14 protein-coding genes and 2 pseudogenes are annotated in these 15,391 nt (G+C 72.4%); 7 read left to right on the forward strand and 9 right to left on the reverse strand.

The genetic code is table 11. The features are described from left to right. Positions 1-490, forward strand: a pseudogene (locus E1212_RS09175) (shikimate dehydrogenase); the annotation flags it as partial. After that, positions 487-1,215, forward strand: a complete 729-nt coding sequence (locus E1212_RS09180) for a prepilin peptidase (RefSeq protein ID WP_131981551.1) — start codon at positions 487-489, stop codon at positions 1,213-1,215. The pseudogene E1212_RS09175 and the gene E1212_RS09180, both read left to right, overlap by 4 nt. A 232-nt stretch (positions 1,216-1,447) precedes the next feature. Here E1212_RS09180 and E1212_RS09185 read toward each other — a convergent pair whose 3' ends face one another. The 6 genes from E1212_RS09185 to E1212_RS09210 form a co-directional block, all read right to left on the reverse strand. Then, the gene (locus tag E1212_RS09185; protein ID WP_131981553.1) at positions 1,448-1,927 is read right to left on the reverse strand and encodes a phosphatase domain-containing protein; all 480 of its coding nucleotides are present in this window, start codon (positions 1,925-1,927) and stop codon (positions 1,448-1,450) included. Further along, positions 1,924-2,781, reverse strand: a complete 858-nt coding sequence (locus E1212_RS09190; RefSeq protein ID WP_162605398.1) for a polysaccharide deacetylase family protein — start codon at positions 2,779-2,781, stop codon at positions 1,924-1,926. Before E1212_RS09190 ends, E1212_RS09185 begins: the two co-directional genes overlap by 4 nt. Before the next feature lie 83 nt (positions 2,782-2,864). Then, complete coding sequence (locus tag E1212_RS09195) at positions 2,865-4,532, reverse strand: substrate-binding domain-containing protein (RefSeq protein ID WP_131981557.1); 1,668 nt, start codon at positions 4,530-4,532, stop codon at positions 2,865-2,867. Between the two features lie 108 nt (positions 4,533-4,640). Then, the gene (locus E1212_RS09200) at positions 4,641-4,838 is read right to left on the reverse strand and encodes a DUF1918 domain-containing protein (RefSeq protein WP_131981559.1); all 198 of its coding nucleotides are present in this window, start codon (positions 4,836-4,838) and stop codon (positions 4,641-4,643) included. Between the two features lie 101 nt (positions 4,839-4,939). Then, complete coding sequence (locus tag E1212_RS09205; RefSeq protein ID WP_203416688.1) at positions 4,940-5,794, reverse strand: ABC transporter permease; 855 nt, start codon at positions 5,792-5,794, stop codon at positions 4,940-4,942. Beyond that, positions 5,791-6,780 carry an ATP-binding cassette domain-containing protein gene (locus E1212_RS09210; protein WP_131981560.1) on the reverse strand — a complete coding sequence of 330 codons (990 nt, stop codon included), beginning with the start codon at positions 6,778-6,780 and terminating at the stop codon, positions 5,791-5,793. Before E1212_RS09210 ends, E1212_RS09205 begins: the two co-directional genes overlap by 4 nt. A 98-nt stretch (positions 6,781-6,878) precedes the next feature. Here E1212_RS09210 and E1212_RS09215 point away from each other — a divergent pair, with 98 nt between their 5' ends. From E1212_RS09215 to gndA, 3 genes and pseudogenes are all read left to right on the forward strand, one after another. Continuing rightward, positions 6,879-7,667, forward strand: a complete 789-nt coding sequence (locus E1212_RS09215) for a TetR/AcrR family transcriptional regulator (protein WP_131981562.1) — start codon at positions 6,879-6,881, stop codon at positions 7,665-7,667. 41 nt (positions 7,668-7,708) lie between these two features. Next, a pseudogene (locus E1212_RS09220) lies at positions 7,709-7,864 on the forward strand (arginine deiminase family protein); the annotation flags it as partial. Positions 7,865-7,963: 99 nt separating this feature from the next. Continuing rightward, positions 7,964-9,412: an NADP-dependent phosphogluconate dehydrogenase gene (gene gndA, locus E1212_RS09225; protein ID WP_131981564.1), complete on the forward strand. Its 1,449-nt coding sequence runs from the start codon at positions 7,964-7,966 to the stop codon at positions 9,410-9,412. Here gndA and E1212_RS09230 read toward each other — a convergent pair. Further along, positions 9,340-10,290 carry an NAD(P)-dependent oxidoreductase gene (locus tag E1212_RS09230; protein WP_131981566.1) on the reverse strand — a complete coding sequence of 317 codons (951 nt, stop codon included), beginning with the start codon at positions 10,288-10,290 and terminating at the stop codon, positions 9,340-9,342. The two genes, gndA and E1212_RS09230, sit on opposite strands and share 73 nt — an antisense overlap. A 91-nt stretch (positions 10,291-10,381) precedes the next feature. Between E1212_RS09230 and E1212_RS09235 the strand changes: the two genes are divergently transcribed. After that, positions 10,382-10,723 (forward strand): winged helix-turn-helix transcriptional regulator, encoded by a 342-nt coding sequence (locus E1212_RS09235; protein WP_131981568.1) that lies wholly within the window; start codon positions 10,382-10,384, stop codon positions 10,721-10,723. 69 nt (positions 10,724-10,792) lie between these two features. After that, a complete protein-coding gene (locus E1212_RS09240) occupies positions 10,793-12,157 on the forward strand; it encodes an amidase family protein (protein ID WP_131981570.1) in 1,365 nt (454 codons plus the stop codon). Positions 12,158-12,545: 388 nt separating this feature from the next. Here E1212_RS09240 and E1212_RS09245 read toward each other — a convergent pair whose 3' ends face one another. Continuing rightward, positions 12,546-12,932, reverse strand: a complete 387-nt coding sequence (locus tag E1212_RS09245) for a VOC family protein (RefSeq protein ID WP_131981572.1) — start codon at positions 12,930-12,932, stop codon at positions 12,546-12,548. Between the two features lie 89 nt (positions 12,933-13,021). Beyond that, positions 13,022-15,388: an ATP-binding cassette domain-containing protein gene (locus tag E1212_RS09250; protein WP_131981574.1), complete on the reverse strand. Its 2,367-nt coding sequence runs from the start codon at positions 15,386-15,388 to the stop codon at positions 13,022-13,024. Positions 15,389-15,391 lie beyond the last annotated feature (3 nt).

The raw sequence follows: 15,391 nt of genomic DNA on the forward strand, positions 1-15,391 counted from the left end.
GCCCAGGGCCGGGGCGGTCTGTTTGTGGGGCGGGGGAGCGACGGCGGCCAGCGCACTGGCGGCGCTGGCCTTCCTCGAGAGCGGCCCGGTCCACGTGCACGTGCGGTCCGCGGCGCGCGCGGGGGCGGCGCTGGCGGTCGCGGCCGCCCTGGGACACCCGGCCGAGCCGGCGCCGTGGGCGGTCCTGCCCGCGTGCGGCGAGGCCGGCGTGACGGTGACGACAGCGCCGTCGGGGGCCATGGACCCGCTGGCGACGTCCGTGGCCGCGGCGGGCGGTGCGGCCGCAGGGGGCGTGCTGTTCGACGTCGTCTACGATCCGTGGCCCACTCCGGTCGCCGCCGCCTGGCAGGAAGCCGGGGGAGTCGTGGCCAGCGGGCTCGAGCTCCTCGTGCACCAGGCGGTCGGCCAGGTGCGCCTCATGACCGGATCCGACGTGCCTGCGGACGTCCTGCGCTCCGCGGCGCTGGCCGCGATCGGCGCCCGCGCGTGACCCTGGTCCTCGTCCTGGCGGTGGCCGGGCTCGCCGCGGGGGCCCTGCTGCCGGTGCTGATCGCCCGGATCCCGGATCGCGAACCGGTCGATGTCCCGGTTGCGGCCGAACCGGAACCGTCCCCGGAACTGGTCGAGGGCGGCCGGCCGCCGACGCCCGTCCCGTACCGCGAGCTGGCGGCCGCGCCCCGGCTGGCGGTGCGGCTGGCGGTGGCGACGGCGGCGGTCTGGGCGCTGCTGACGATCGCCCGCGACGACGCGCCCGGCGCACCGGAGGACCTGCCGGCCTACCTCGCGGTCGGGCTCCTCGGCGTCGCCATGGCCTACGTCGACCTGCGCACGCAGCTGCTGCCGGACTGGCTGACGCTGACGGCGTTCGGCGCGGCGGGCGCCTGGCTCACGGTCGCCGCCGCCCTGACCGACTCGTGGGGCGCGTACGGACGGGCCTGGGCGGCGGCCGGCGCCTGCCTGGCGTTCTACCTGCTGCTGGCCCTGCTGCGCCCGGCCGACCTCGGCCTCGGCGACGTGAAGCTGTCCGTGTCGCTGGGGCTTCTCCTCGGCTGGACGGGATGGGCGGCGGTCGCGTCCGGGGTGTTCCTGGCGTTCGTGGTGGGCGGTGTCATCGGCATCGTGCTGCTGGCGGCGGGGCGGGCGGGCCGGCGGACGAGCCTGCCGTTCGGCCCGCCGATGCTCGTGGGCGCGCTGCTCGCCCTGCTCCTCGCGTAATGCCCGCAGCCGCCGCGACGGAGAACAGACCCCGCCCGGTGGGGTGGGACCCCACCCTACGGGCGGGCACCGACACCCTCCAACGCCCACCGACGACTCCGCGCCACCGCGACGGCGGACGGCCCGGCCCGGCTCCGGCGCGGCCGAGTCGATCGTGGAGCAACGGCGGGATCAACCGGGCATTCCGGACCGCAATGCCGCGGAAGCTCCCGGATCGACGGGGGAGTGGGCGTCAGGTGCGGCCGTCGGCCTCCTGGGCGGAGAAGAGCGTCGGGTCGGGGCGGCTCCACTCGACCTCGTAGACGGTGAATCCGGCGGAACGGGCGGCGGTGCAGACGGCGGGATCATCGTCGACCAGCATGGCGACGTCGCGGTGCTCGGCCAGGCGACGCAGCACGCCGACCTTGAACAAGCGGGCCGGCCGGCGGTCGTCGTCGGGGCGGAGCGTGATGGTGCCGCGCGGCGCGCCGTGGGCGGCGAGCCACGCCTGCGTGACGGCGCGGGTGCGCTCGGGCCGGCCACTCAGGTACTGCACCTCGTGCTCGTGCGCCAGCAGCGTGACCAGCTCGATCCCCTCGGGGAACGGCTGGTCGTCGCCCATGGCGGCGAAGAAGCCGGCCCAGTCCTTCGGGCTGCGATCCAGATGGTGCAGGCGGTGCTCGACGTTCGCGAGCACGCCGTCGATGTCGATGACGGCGACGGGGCGGGTCATCGGTCTCCCGGGAGGACGTACTGGTAGCCGGCGGCGTCGAGGCCGGTCAGGACCTGCTCGAGCGCCGTCACGGTCTGCGACCGGTCGCCGCCGCCGTCGTGCAGCAGGATGATCGCTCCCGGCTCGAGCCGGCCGAGCGTCTGCTGCACGATCGGCACCACACCCGGGCGCGACCAGTCCCTCGGGTCGACGGTCCAGTCGAGCGGCTCGAGGCCGACGTCGTCGAGGACGGACTCGACGGGCGGCTGGACGTAGGTGTTCGGCTGACGGAACCAGCGCACCTCGGCCTCCTCGCCCAGGGCGTCGTCGAACGCCTCGTCGGTGTCGCCGATCTCGCGCACGATCTGCTCGCGGGTGCGCTCGGAGAGCTGCTCGTCGTGCGTGAAGGTGTGGTTGCACAGCGCGTGCCCGGCGTCGACGACCTGGCGCACGACCTCGGGGTGCTCGCGGACCCGCTCGCCCACCATGCAGAACACGGCGGTCGCCTCGTGCTTCTCGAGCAGGTCGAGGATCTGCGGCGTGTAGACCGGGTGCGGGCCGTCGTCGAAGGTCAGGGTGACGGTGTAGTCGGCCGGGTCTCCGCCGGTGTCCGGCGCGCCGTCCCCGCTGCTGTCGCCGGAACCGTCACCGGAGCTGTCACCCGAGCCGGCGCCCGAGCCCGAACCGGAGCCGCCGCCGTCGTCATCGGAGCCGGAACCCCCGGAACCGTCACCCGAGCCGTCGCCGGGGGAGGCGGTCGACGACGGGCTCGCCGTCGGGTCGTCGCCGTCCTCGCCGGAGCGCTCGGCGGCGACCGCGATGAGGCCGATGAACAGGCCGATGAGGATGGTGGCCGGCCAGGACAGGTTGTTCACCGGTGCCACCTCCTTCAGGGCCTCCTCGACCCATGATCATAGAGTCCGGCGGATCCGGAATCGGACAGGCGCGCCACGGACGGTCAGCAGTTGGGCCGGCACTGCCGCTCGATCATCGCCTGAAGGAAGACACTCTGGATGTCGCTGGGGTCCTCGGCGTGGTACGCCGTGGTGCCGGTCGCGGCGGAGATCTGCTGCAGCGCCTCCATGTCGGCATCGGGACCCATGCCGATGGTGATGATCGGGACCGGTGCGGCCGGGTCGAACTGGGCGGTGAGCTGGGTGAGCAGGGTCTCGAGGTCGATGCCGTCGGGGTCGTCCTCGTTGCGGCCGTCGGTCAGCAGCACGACGGAGTTGACCATGCCGGCCTGGTAACTGCTGCGCATCTCCTGGAACGCGGCCAGCGCGGTGTCGTAGAGGCCGGTGCCGCCGTCGGCGATCGACGGCAGCGACTCGGCCGCCGCGACCAGCGCCTCCTGGCGCGAGGTGCCGTCGTCGAGCACCTCGTTCATCGGCCCGACGTCGACGAGCTGCACATAGTCTCGGGGCGGGTCCTGCAGGATCGAGAACGCCCACAGACCGATCGACGCGTCCGGCGGGAACAGCTGCAGCGCCTCGAGGGCGGCGTCGCGGGTCAGCTCGATGCGGGTGGCGTCCTCGGTGACCTGCTCGTTCATCGATCCGGAGACGTCGATGACGGCGAGCATTCGCATGTCGAGGGCCAGCGCGGCCCACTGCCTGGTCAGCTCGGTGACGGCGGCGGGATCGGGGTCGGGGAGCAGCGCCGGCATGTCCGGACGGGTGCCGTCGACGACGCCGGCGTCGCTGTCGGCGGTGCCGTCGGGGCTGCGGAAGCCGGCCCCTCGGATGGTCTCCTGAGCGTCGGTGGAGCCCAGGTACGTGACGAACGCGGCCGCAGCCGACCGGGCTGCCTCGTCCTCGTCGGGGCCGGCGATGGCCAGCGCGGGATAGTCGAAGGCGAGCGTGCCCTCGGCGGGGTAGAGCGCGGTGACCCGGGCGTCGCCGGCGTCGCGGTTGTAGGCGGCGACGGCCTGCTCGGTGGCGGTGAACGCGGCCGGCGACTCGGCCACGGCCGCGAACGCGTCGCCGACGGTGGGGACGGCGGACTGCGACACCTGGGTCATCAGCTGGACCAGCTGGGCGCGGTCGACGTCCTCGCCGAGCGCGGTGCGGACGGCGATGAGGCTCGCGATGCCTTCGTCGTTGGCGGCGGGGTCGGCGATGACGGCGGGGGCGTCGCCCTGGACCAGCGCGGTCCACGAGATCTCCGCGCCGGAGCCGCCGAGCGCCTCGGCCGCCTGGCTCGGCATGACGACGACCAGCGGACTCAGCGCGACGCTCGCGAGCTCCGTGGCCACGCCCTCCTCGAGCGCCGGGCCGAACGCGCGGGTCTTCGGGATCCACAGGTGCGGTCCCTCGGCGGTGCCGAGCGTGCCGACGACGTCCCCGGCCGCCGTCGCGTTGACGCCGATCTGCACGCACCGGTCGCCCTGGCGGGGGTCGGTCGCGGCATAGGCGCGGCTCAGCTCGCTGAGGACCGGCTCGATGGTGGGGTCGGCGGCGACGGTGACGGGCAGCGGTCCGGCGCAGTCGCCGCCGGCGGAGTCCAGCACCGATGCGACCCCGAGACCGGCGGCTCCGATGAGCGCGACGGCCATGACGGACAGGCCGAGCCGGCGCAACCAGGGCGACGGCGCGGCCTGACGGTGCGAGGCGTGACGTCCTGGCATGGTCTGCGGCTCCGGGCGAGTAGTGGGATTGCAGACTAACCGGGACCAATGCGACTCAGGTAGTTCTGTGTCACGCAAGTCACGCGTGTCACGAGAGACCGCAGGGTGTCAGCCGCCCGCCGGAGCCGCCGGCTCGATATGGGCGTCGGTGCCCGGATAGACCAGGCACTGGGCGCCGTCGGACCACCGGACCAGGAACGGCGGACCGCCGTCCGGCCCGTGGGTCTCGAGCACCTCGCCCTCGCGGCGGGGCGATCCGACCCTGGTTCCCTCGACCACCAGACGGTCGCCGTCGTGTGCGCGCACGGTCCTCGACCTCCTTCGAGCAGAACCCGAACCCGTCACCGTCCAGCGTGCTCCGGACCGGGCCCGACGGCAACGGGTCGGCCGCCGCCGGGCCCCGAGCCTCAGCGGCTGAGCTTCTGGTAGCGGCGGATCGACAGCGGCACGAAGATCGCCAGCAGCAGCAGTGGCCAGGCGACAGCCAGCAGCATGCTGTGCTGCGCGGCCCACGAGTCGCCGCCGAAGCCCGGGTTGCCGAAGAGCTCGCGGGTGGCCGCCACCGTCGACGACAGCGGATTCCACTCCGACACCGCGCCCAGCCAGCCGGGCATGAGCTCCGGCGCCACGAACACGTTGGAGAGCGCCGTCAAGGGGAACGCGGCCGGGAAGACGATGACGCCGACGGTGTCGGGGTTGGGCACGACCAGGCCGAGGTAGATGCCGACCCAGGTGATGGCGATGCGCAGCAGCAGGATCAGTCCGACGGCGGCCAGCGCGTCGGCGATGCCGCCCCGCCACTGCCAGCCCACCAGCAGGCCGCAGACCACCAGTGTCGCCAGCTCGAGCACGGCCCGGATGAGGTCGGCGGCGCTGCGCCCGGCCACCAGCGCCGACCGAGCCATGGGCATGGACCGGAACCGGTCGACCACGCCGCGGTCGACGTCGAACGCGATGCCGGTGGCCGTGGCGCCCAGTCCGTACAGCATGGTCATGGTGAACACGCCCGGCAGCAGGAACTCCCGGTAGTCGCCGCCGCCGGGCAGCTCCATGCCGCTGCCGAACACGTACCCGAAGACCAGCACGAACATGATCGGCAGCGTGAAGTAGATGATCACCTCCTCCGGTGCCCGGACGACGTGCGCCATGTTGCGCTTCGTCATGACCCAGGCGTCGGCGGCGGTCCAGCGCAGCCGCGCCAGGGGAGTGCGGTCGGGCGGGGGAGCGATCAGGCCGGGCGGTCGCTGCAGCATCGTGCTCATGCGGCGGTCTCCTTGACGGCGTCGGTGTCGGCGTCGGTCTCGGCGCGGTGGCCGGTCAGGTGCAGGAAGGCTTCGTCGAGCGTGGGGCGGCGCAGGCCGATGTCCTCGGCGACGACGCCGGCGGCCTGCAGCTCACGGACGGCATCGGTGAGGGCGGCCATGCGGTCGGCGACGGGGGCGCTGACCCGGCGGGTGTCGGCGTCGGTCTCGGGTTCGGCCGTGCCGATGCGGGCGACGACGGCGGCGGCTGCGGGCAGCTGGGCGGCGTCGCGGACGACGACCTCGATCCGGTCGCCGCCGATGCGGGCCTTGAGCTCGTCGGCGGTGCCCTCGGCCACCACCCGGCCGGCGTCGATGACGGAGATGCGCCCGGCCAGCTGGTCGGCCTCCTCGAGGTACTGGGTGGTGAGCAGCACCGTCGTGCCGCCGGCGACCAGCGCCCGGACGGCGTCCCAGACGTCGTTGCGGCTGCGCGGGTCCAGGCCCGTCGTCGGCTCGTCGAGGAACAGCACCTCGGGCGCCAGGATGAGGCTGGCCGCGAGGTCGAGCCGTCGCCGCATGCCGCCGGAGTAGGTGCGGCCGGAGCGGTCGGCCGCCTGGGTGAGGCCGAACTGCTCGAGCAGTTCGTCGGCCCGCCGCTTCGCCTGCCGTGCGCCCAGGTGGTAGAGCCGGCCGAACATCACCAGGTTCTGCCGGCCCGACAGCGTCTCGTCGACCGCGGCGTACTGGCCGGTGAGGCCGATGCGGCGGCGCACCTCGTCGGCCTCGGTGACGACGTCGTACCCGCCGACCCGGGCGCTGCCGCCGTCGAAGCGCAGCAGCGTGGACAGGATGCGCACCGCCGTGGTCTTGCCGGCGCCGTTGGGGCCGAGCAGACCGTGCACGACCCCGCGCCGGACCGTGAGGTCGAACCCGTCGAGTGCGTAGCTGCTGCCGTACCGCTTGCGTAGCCCTTCGGCGACGATCGCCGCGTCGTTCGTGGTCACAGCCACCCTCCTAGAAATTGTTTATGTCGTATAGCGTTGGTTTATGTTGTACACAGTTCTAGGATGGGCGTCAAGCGCCGAGACCGACAGGGGAGTGCATGGCCGCCGCCGACAACCACAAGGCCGATCCGAACCGCACGCTCGAGCTGCTCTGGGGCGCCCAGCAGCAGCCGACGCGCGGCCCGAAGCCCGCACTGTCGCTGCAGCAGATCGTCGAGGCCGGCATCAAGGTCGCCGACGCCGAGGGAGTGGCGGCCGTCTCCATGCGCCGCGTCGCCGACGAGCTCGGCTTCACCACGATGTCGCTGTACCGCTACGTGCCCAGCAAGACCGACCTGCTCGAGCTCATGGTCGAGAACGCCGGCTTCATCGCCGACATGCCCGAGGGGCTGACCGGCTGGCGCGAGAAGCTGCGCTGGTGGGCCAACGACACCGCCGGCCTCTACCGCCGTCGCCGCTGGGCCCTCGACGTCCCGCTGAACGCCCCGCCCATGGGCCCCAACCAGATCAAGCGCATGGAGCAGGCGCTGGCCGCGCTCGACGACACCGGGCTCAGCGGGGGAGAGATGCTCGGCATCCTCGTCCTGCTCAGCGGCTACGTGCGCGGGCACGCGCAGCTGGCCAGCACACTCGCCGACGTCGAGGCGCGCACCGGCACGTCGCAGGCGGCGTGGGACGAGGCGTACGGCCGCATGCTCGCCGAGTTCGTCGACCCCGCGCTGTACCCCACGCTCGCCCGTGTCGTCGCCGAGGGCGGCTTCGAGGGCTACGACGACGCCGTCGGGGACGACCTGCTCGGCGACGACTTCGCGTTCGGCCTCGACCTGGTCCTCGACGGCATCGGCCGGTACATCGAGCGGCGGGCCGGCGCACCGTCACCCGAGTGACATCCGGAGTGGCACCCGAGTGACACATGTGGGCGAACCCGGTCGTGTTCACCTACGACCGCAGCACCCAGACCAACGCGCTGCTGCGCGAGGCCGGCGTCGAGGTGATCCCGATCGTGGGCGCGGAACTCGGACGCGGCCGCGGCGGCGGCCACTGCATGACCTGCCCGCTGAGCCGCGACGCCGTCGACGCCTGACCGGCTGCCGCCCCCGCCGGGCGGCGGTGAATACTTGAGCCCTGGGCGGCGGCCGGCCGCCGCGCACATCCAGGCCCGCGGGACAGGGGAGCAGCACTGATGGCTGGAACGGCACAGATCGGCGTCACCGGGCTCGCGGTCATGGGCCGCAACCTCGCGCGGAACTTCGCCCGCAACGGGTACACCGTCGCGCTGCACAACCGCACCGCGAGCCGCACCCACGACCTCGTCGAGCAGTTCGGCTCCGAGGGCTCGTTCGTGGCGACGGAGACCGCCGAGGAGTTCGTCGCCGCGCTCGAGCGGCCGCGCCGGCTGATCATCATGGTCAAGGCCGGCGACCCGACCGACGCGGTCATCGACGAATTCGCGCCGCTGCTGGAGCCGGGCGACGTCATCATCGACGGCGGCAACGCGCACTACGCCGACACCCGGCGGCGCGAGGCGAAGCTGCGCGAGCAGGGCATCCATTTCGTCGGCACCGGAATCTCCGGCGGCGAGGAGGGCGCGCTCAACGGCCCGAGCATCATGCCCGGCGGCTCCGACGAGTCCTACGAGTCGCTCGGCCCGATGCTCGAGAAGATCTCCGCCAAGGCCGCCGACGGGTCGCCCTGCTGCACGCACATCGGCGGCGACGGCGCCGGGCACTTCGTCAAGATGGTGCACAACGGCATCGAGTACGCCGACATGCAGCTCATCGCCGAGGCGTACGACCTGCTCCGGCACGCCGCCGGCTACGAGCCGGCGAAGATCGCCGAGATCTTCCGTGGCTGGAACACCGGCCGGCTCGACTCCTACCTCATCGAGATCACCGCCGAGGTGCTGGCGCACGTCGACGCCGCGACCGGCAAGCCGTTCGTCGACGTCGTCCTCGACCAGGCCGAGCAGAAGGGCACCGGCCGCTGGACCGTGCAGATCGCCCTCGACCTCGGCGTCCCGGTCAGCGGCATCGCCGAGGCCGTCTTCGCCCGGTCGCTGTCCGGACACGCCGACCTGCGCGCGGTCGGCGCCGGCCTGACCGGCCCGAGTCCCGCCGACGTGGGCCCGCTCGACGCCGCCGACGCCGAGCGGTTCGCCGCCCAGGTCGAGCAGGCGCTGTACGCGTCCAAGGTCGTCTCGTACACGCAGGGCTTCCACCAGATGCAGGCGGCGGGCGCGGAGTACGGCTGGGCGCTCGACCTCGGCGCCATCGCCGGCATCTGGCGCGGCGGCTGCATCATCCGGGCGGCCTTCCTCGACCGCATCACCGCGGCGTACGCCAAGGATGCCGCGCTGCCGAGTTTGCTGGCCGACGAGCAGTTCGCGGCCGAGATCGGCGCGGCCCAGGACGCCTGGCGCGCGGTCGTGTCGACGGCGGCCCGGCTCGGCGTCCCGGTGCCCGGCTTCTCGACCGCGCTGGCCTACTACGACGCGCTGCGGGCGCCGCGGCTGCCGGCCGCGCTGACCCAGGGCCAGCGCGATTTCTTCGGCGCCCACACCTACCGCCGGGTCGACCGCGAGGGCTCGTTCCACACGCTGTGGTCCCGGGACCGGTCGGAGGAGCGGAGCTGACGGGTCGTCCCGAGTACCTCGGTGACGGCGGCGATGCTGTCCGCGCCGTGGCCGGCTGCGGCCGCCTTGCGGACCAGGTCGTGCAGCGGCCGCAGCCAGTCGCCGTCGACCCCGGCGTCGCGGGCGAACTCGACGTCCCAGTCTGCGCCGGCGAGGAACAGGTCGACCGACGAGGCGCCCGCGCCGTAGTCGCGGGCGTCGATCTCGGCGGCGAACGCCGGCAGGATCTCGCCGATCATCCGCAGCCAGCGGACGGAGTAGGGGACCAGGTCGCTCGCGGCGATCCCGCGGTTGCGGGCCGCCGCGGCGCCGGCGAAGAACCCGACCAGGGTGGGCAGCAGGGTGGCGCCGACGGCGCACTCGTAGAACTTGGCGAGGTCGGGTTCGTCGCCCAGCAGGACGGTGTCGCCGCCGAGCGCCCGCAGGGTCGCCTCGTGCTCGGTGAAGACGTCCTCGGCGCCCGCGTAGTACAGCAGCGTGCCGGGCTTGCCGACGGCGTCCGGCACGTCCTTGACCGCGCCGTCGAGGAACCGGATGCCGTGCGCGGCGGCCCAGGCGGCGCACTCGCGCGCACCCGCGGGCGTGCCGCTGTTCAGGGTGACCAACGCCCGGCCCGCGAGTGCCGCCGTCGCCGGCTCCAGGACTCTCCGGGTCTCGTCGTAGCCGGTCAGGCAGGCGACCACGAGCGGACTCGCGCTGACGCCGTCGTCGATGGTGCCGGCCTGGCGAGCCCCTTCGGTGACGAGCGGGGCGGCCTTCGACGGGGTGCGGTTCCAGACGGTGGTCGGGTGCCCGGCGGCCAGGAAGGCGCGGGCCAGGGCGCTGCCCATCGAGCCGAGGCCGACGACGGTGACAGGCGCGGGTTCGTGGTGGGTCATGCCCACGATGCTGCATTCGCCACTGACGCGCGCACAAGTACCTACAATGCTGTCCGGTACCCACATTCCTGTATGTGAGGAGTTCAGCGCCATGGCCGGTCGCACCTTCACCTGCGGGCTCGACGCCGCGATCGCCGTCATGGGCGGCAAGTGGAAGGGCCTGATCCTGTTCGCGCTCCAGGACGGCCCGTTGCGCTTCGGTGAGCTGCGAAGGACGGTGGGCGGCATCAGCGAGCGGATGCTCATCCTGCAACTGCGCGAGATGCAGACCGCCGGGCTGCTGCATCGCGAGGTGTACCAGCAGGTCCCGCCCAAGGTCGAGTACTCGCTCACCGAGTTCGGCCGGTCGCTCAACACGGCTCTGGCGCCGCTGGGGACGTGGGGGGAGGACCACATGGACCGCATCGAGGCGATCGCGTGGGAGAACTCCTGAGGACCGATGAGTCCGGCGCCGGCCGGTCGTTGTACCGGTGACGACGACGTGGAGGGAAGGACCTCGGACATGGCCGACACCGATCTCACCCGGCTCACCCTGACCCGGCTGACCCAGCTGCTGGCGGCGGGGGAGGCGAGCCCGGCTGAGGTGCTCGAAGCGCACCTGACCCGCATCGACACGCTGAATCCGGGTCTGACGGCGGTGGTGTCGCTCGACGCCGGCGCCGCTCGCGCGCGGGCTGCGGCGCCGGCCTGGCCGGGGCCGCTGCACGGCGTGCCGCTGACGCTGAAGGACGCCATCGACGTCGCCGGGCTGCGCACCACCATCGGCACCGTCGAGCTCGACCACGTCGCCCGCACCGACAGCGCCGTCGCGGCCCGGCTCCGCGCGGGCGGCGCGAACCTCGTCGGGCACACCAACGTGGCCGCCTGGCTGGCCGACCACCAGAGCGCCAACCCGGTGTTCGGCCGCACGGCCAACCCGTGGGACCAGGAGCTGACGGCGGGCGGGTCCAGTGGCGGTGCCGCGGCGGCCGTCGCCGCTGGGCTGACGCCGGGGGAGATCGGCTCGGACCTGGTCGGGTCGTTGCGCCAGCCGGCGGCGTTCTGTGGGGTGTACGCGCTGAAACCGACGGAGCACCGGGTGCCGCTGACCGGCTTCTTCTCCGTGCCGGGCGGAGGGCCGCGGCCGGTGCGGATCATGGGGTGTCTCGGGCCCATCGCCCGCGGCCTCGACGACCTGGAGCTACTGTTGTCGCTGGTCGCAGGCCCGGACGGCGATGATGGTGATGTCGCGCCGGTACCGTGGTCGCCCCGGCCCGCCGTGGCGCCGTCGTCGCTGCGCCTGGCCGTCGCGCCGACGATCCCGGGGGCGCCGGTGGCCTCCGTGCTGAGCGACCGGGTGCGGCAGGTCGCCGACGCCGTCGCCGATGCGGGGGGCCAGGTCGAGGAGGCGCTGCCGGAGGTCGCGTGGGATGAGCAACTGGCCCTCTTCGGCGAGCTGGTGCTGACGCTGACCTCGGTGTTCGCGCCCGGCGACGGCCCGGCGCCGACGCTTGCCTGGTACCTCGACGCGCTGTCCCGCCGCGACCGGCTGATCGCCGCCTGGGAGCGGTTCTTCGCCCGCTACGACGCACTGCTCATGCCGCCGGCGGCGACATTGGCGTATCCGCACTGCGCGCCGGGGACACCGCTGTCCGTCGACGGCGTCGAGGTGCCGTACCACGAGCAGGGGTTCGTCTTCGCGCCGACGAGCCTCACCGGCCTTCCAGGACTGGTGCTGCCGGCCGGATCGGCCGCCGACGGGCTGCCGGTCGGGGTCCAGCTGGTCGGGCCGCGATGGTCCGAGTCGACGCTGCTGGCGATCGGCCGCGGACTCGAAGCGGCCGGCGTCCTGCCCGGATTCCGGTGGCCTCCGGTTGGCGTGGAGTGAACCGGTAGTCTCCCGCAATGCAGTGGCTCCGCTGGGCACGATCCGCGTCGGATCGCCCCGCGGGCGCAGCTGATCGTGTGCCTCGGCGGCTGGCGATGCCGTAGTCGTCCTGGCATCGCGCCATGACGGCGACCGAGGAGGGGAGGGCGGCGAGCCGCCGTTCCGGGTGGCGATCTCACCTAGTTGACATAATGTGCATTATCGGCGTTACGGGGATGTGCGATGTCAGCGTCACCGGTCGAACCCGATCGTCCCGCCACTGCGTGGCACCCTGCACGACACCTGCGTCCATCTCGTCAGCCTAGGCACGTCCGCACCGGTTTCAGACGACACGTGGGCACCTCCGCGCGCCAAGGCAAGGAGGTGCCCACGAACCGGCTAGTCGATATCAGGCGTTGGTGACGACCTTCCAGAGGTGGCCGTCGGGGTCGCTGAAGGTGCCGCCGTAGCCGCCCCACTGAGCGCCCTCGGCAGGCTTGATGACGGTGGCACCCGCGGCGACCGCCGCCTGGATGACGGTGTCGACCTCCTCGCGGCTGCCGGCGATGAAGTGCAGCGAGAAGCCGCGGAAGCCGGAGCCGTCGGCGGGAACGCCGATGTCGTCGGCCACCGCGCCCCATTCGTACAGGGCGAGGTCCGGCCCGTCGCCCAGCGAGCAGCGGACGAAGCCCGGGTAGTCCTGGGTGGGTTCGGCACCGAGGCCGTCGACGTAGAACTCCTTGGCGCGCTCGATGTCCTTGACCCCGAGCATGACGACGCTCACCTGCAGCGACATGATGATCTCCTTGCATTGACGATGACTGTGATCATCACGCTACGGCCGCCACCACGCGCGCTGCTTCTCGATTCCTGACCGAATCGGCGTCATCCGCCCACGTACTGCGCCAGGTGCTCGCCCGTCAGCGTCGAGCGGGTCGCGACGAGGTCGGCGGGCGCCCCCTCGAAGACGATGCGCCCGCCGTCGTGGCCGGCGCCCGGGCCGAGGTCGATGATCCAGTCGGCGTGCGCCATGACCGCCTGATGGTGCTCGATGACGATGACCGACTTGCCGGAGTCGACCAGCCGGTCCAGCAGGCCGAGCAGCTGCTCGACGTCGGCGAGGTGCAGACCGGTGGTGGGCTCGTCGAGGACGTAGACGCCGCCCTTCTCGGCCATCTGGGCGGCCAGCTTGAGCCGCTGCCGCTCCCCTCCGGACAGCGTGGTCAGCGGCTGCCCCAGGTTGACATAACCAAGACCGACGTCCTCGAGACGGGACAGGATGGCGGCCGCTGCGGGCACCTTGCCCTCGCCTTCGGCGAAGAACGCGTGCCCCTCGGCCACCGGCAGATCGAGCACTTCGGCGATGTTCAGCCCGCCGAGCCGGTAGTCCAGCACCGCGGCCTGGAACCGCTTTCCACCGCAGTCCTCGCATGGCGTCGAGACGGTCTCCATGAAGCCGAGCTCGGTGTAGATGACGCCCGCGCCGTTGCACGCCGGGCAGGCGCCCTCGGAGTTCGCGCTGAACAGGGCCGGCTTCACGCCGTTGACCTTCGCGAACGCCTTGCGGATCGGCTCGAGCAGGCCGGAGTACGTGGCCGGGTTGCTGCGCCGCGACCCCTTGATGGCGCTCTGGTCGATGGCCACCACGCCGTCGCGCCTGGAGACCGAGCCGTGGATCAGCGAGCTCTTGCCCGATCCCGCGACGCCGGTGACGACCACCAGCACGCCGAGGGGGATGTCGACGTCGACGTCCTGCAGGTTGTGGGTGCTCGCGCCGCGGACCTCGAGCGCTCCCGACGCCGACCGCACCGACGACTTCAGCGCGGCGCGGTCGTCCAGATGCCGTCCGGTGACGGTGTCGGTCTTGCGCAGGCCGTCGACCGTGCCCTCGAAGACCACTTCCCCACCGCCGGAGCCCGCGCCGGGCCCGAGGTCGACGACGTGGTCGGCGATGGCGATCGTCTCGGGCTTGTGCTCGACGACGAGGACGGTGTTGCCCTTGTCGCGCAGCTGGAGCAGCAGCTCGTTCATGCGCTGGATGTCGTGCGGGTGCAGGCCGACGGTGGGCTCGTCGAACACGTAGGTGACGTCGGTCAGCGACGACCCGAGGTGGCGGAGCATCTTGATGCGCTGCGCCTCACCACCGGAGAGCGTGCCGGACGGGCGCTCGAGGCTGAGGTAGCCGAGCCCGAGCTGCACGAACGAGTCGAGGTTCTCGCCCAGCGCCGACAGCAGCGGCGCGACCGACGGCTCGTCGAGGCCGCGGATCCACTCCGCGAGGTCGGTGATCTGCATGGCGCAGGCCTCGGCGATGTTGATGCCCTTGACCCTCGACGACAGCGCCGACTCGCTCAGCCGGGTGCCGCCGCACTCCGGGCAGGCGGCGAACGTGGCGACCCGCTCGACGAACGCGCGGATGTGCGGCTGCAGGGAGTCGACGTCCTTGGACAGGAACGACTTCTGGATCCGCAGGATGAGGCCCTCGTAGGTCAGGTTCATGTTCTCGAACTTGACCTTCGTGGCCTTCTTGTAGAGCAGGTCGTCGAGCTCCTTCTCGGTGTAGTCCTTGATCGGCTTGTCCGGGTCGAAGAACCCCGAGGCCGCGAAGATCCGCACGTTCCAGCCGTCGGCGTTGTAGCCGGGGATCGTGAACGGGCCCTCGTTGAGCGACTTGGTGTCGTCGTACAGCTGCGTGAGGTCGATGTCGGAGATGCTGCCGCGGCCCTCGCAGCGCGGGCACATGCCGCCGTGGTAGATCGCGTCGCGGACGATGGTCTTCTCACCGGTGGACGACGTCATGACGCCACTGGCCTTGCGCGCCGGCACGTTGAACGAGAACGCCGGCGGCGGCCCGACATGCGGCTCGCCCAGCCGGCTGAACAGGATCCGCAGCATCGCGTTGGCGTCGGTGACGGTGCCGACGGTCGAGCGCGGGTTCGCGCCCAGCCGCTCCTGGTCGACGATGATGGCCGTCGTCAGCCCCTCGAGGACGTCGACGTCGGGGCGGGCCAGCGACGGCATGAAGCCCTGCACGAACGCGCTGTAGGTCTCGTTGATGAGCCGCTGCGACTCCGCCGCGATGGTGTCGAACACGAGCGAGCTCTTGCCCGAGCCGGAGACGCCGGTGAACACCGTCAGCCGGCGCTTCGGGATCTCGATGCTGATGTCCTTGAGGTTGTTCTCGCGCGCCCCCTGCACGCGGATCAGGTCGTGGCTGTCCGCGGCGTACCGCGCCCCCGTGGGCTCGCTCATCGT

The sequence above is a fragment of the Jiangella ureilytica genome (genome assembly GCF_004348545.1).
Taxonomy (GTDB): domain Bacteria; phylum Actinomycetota; class Actinomycetes; order Jiangellales; family Jiangellaceae; genus Jiangella; species Jiangella ureilytica.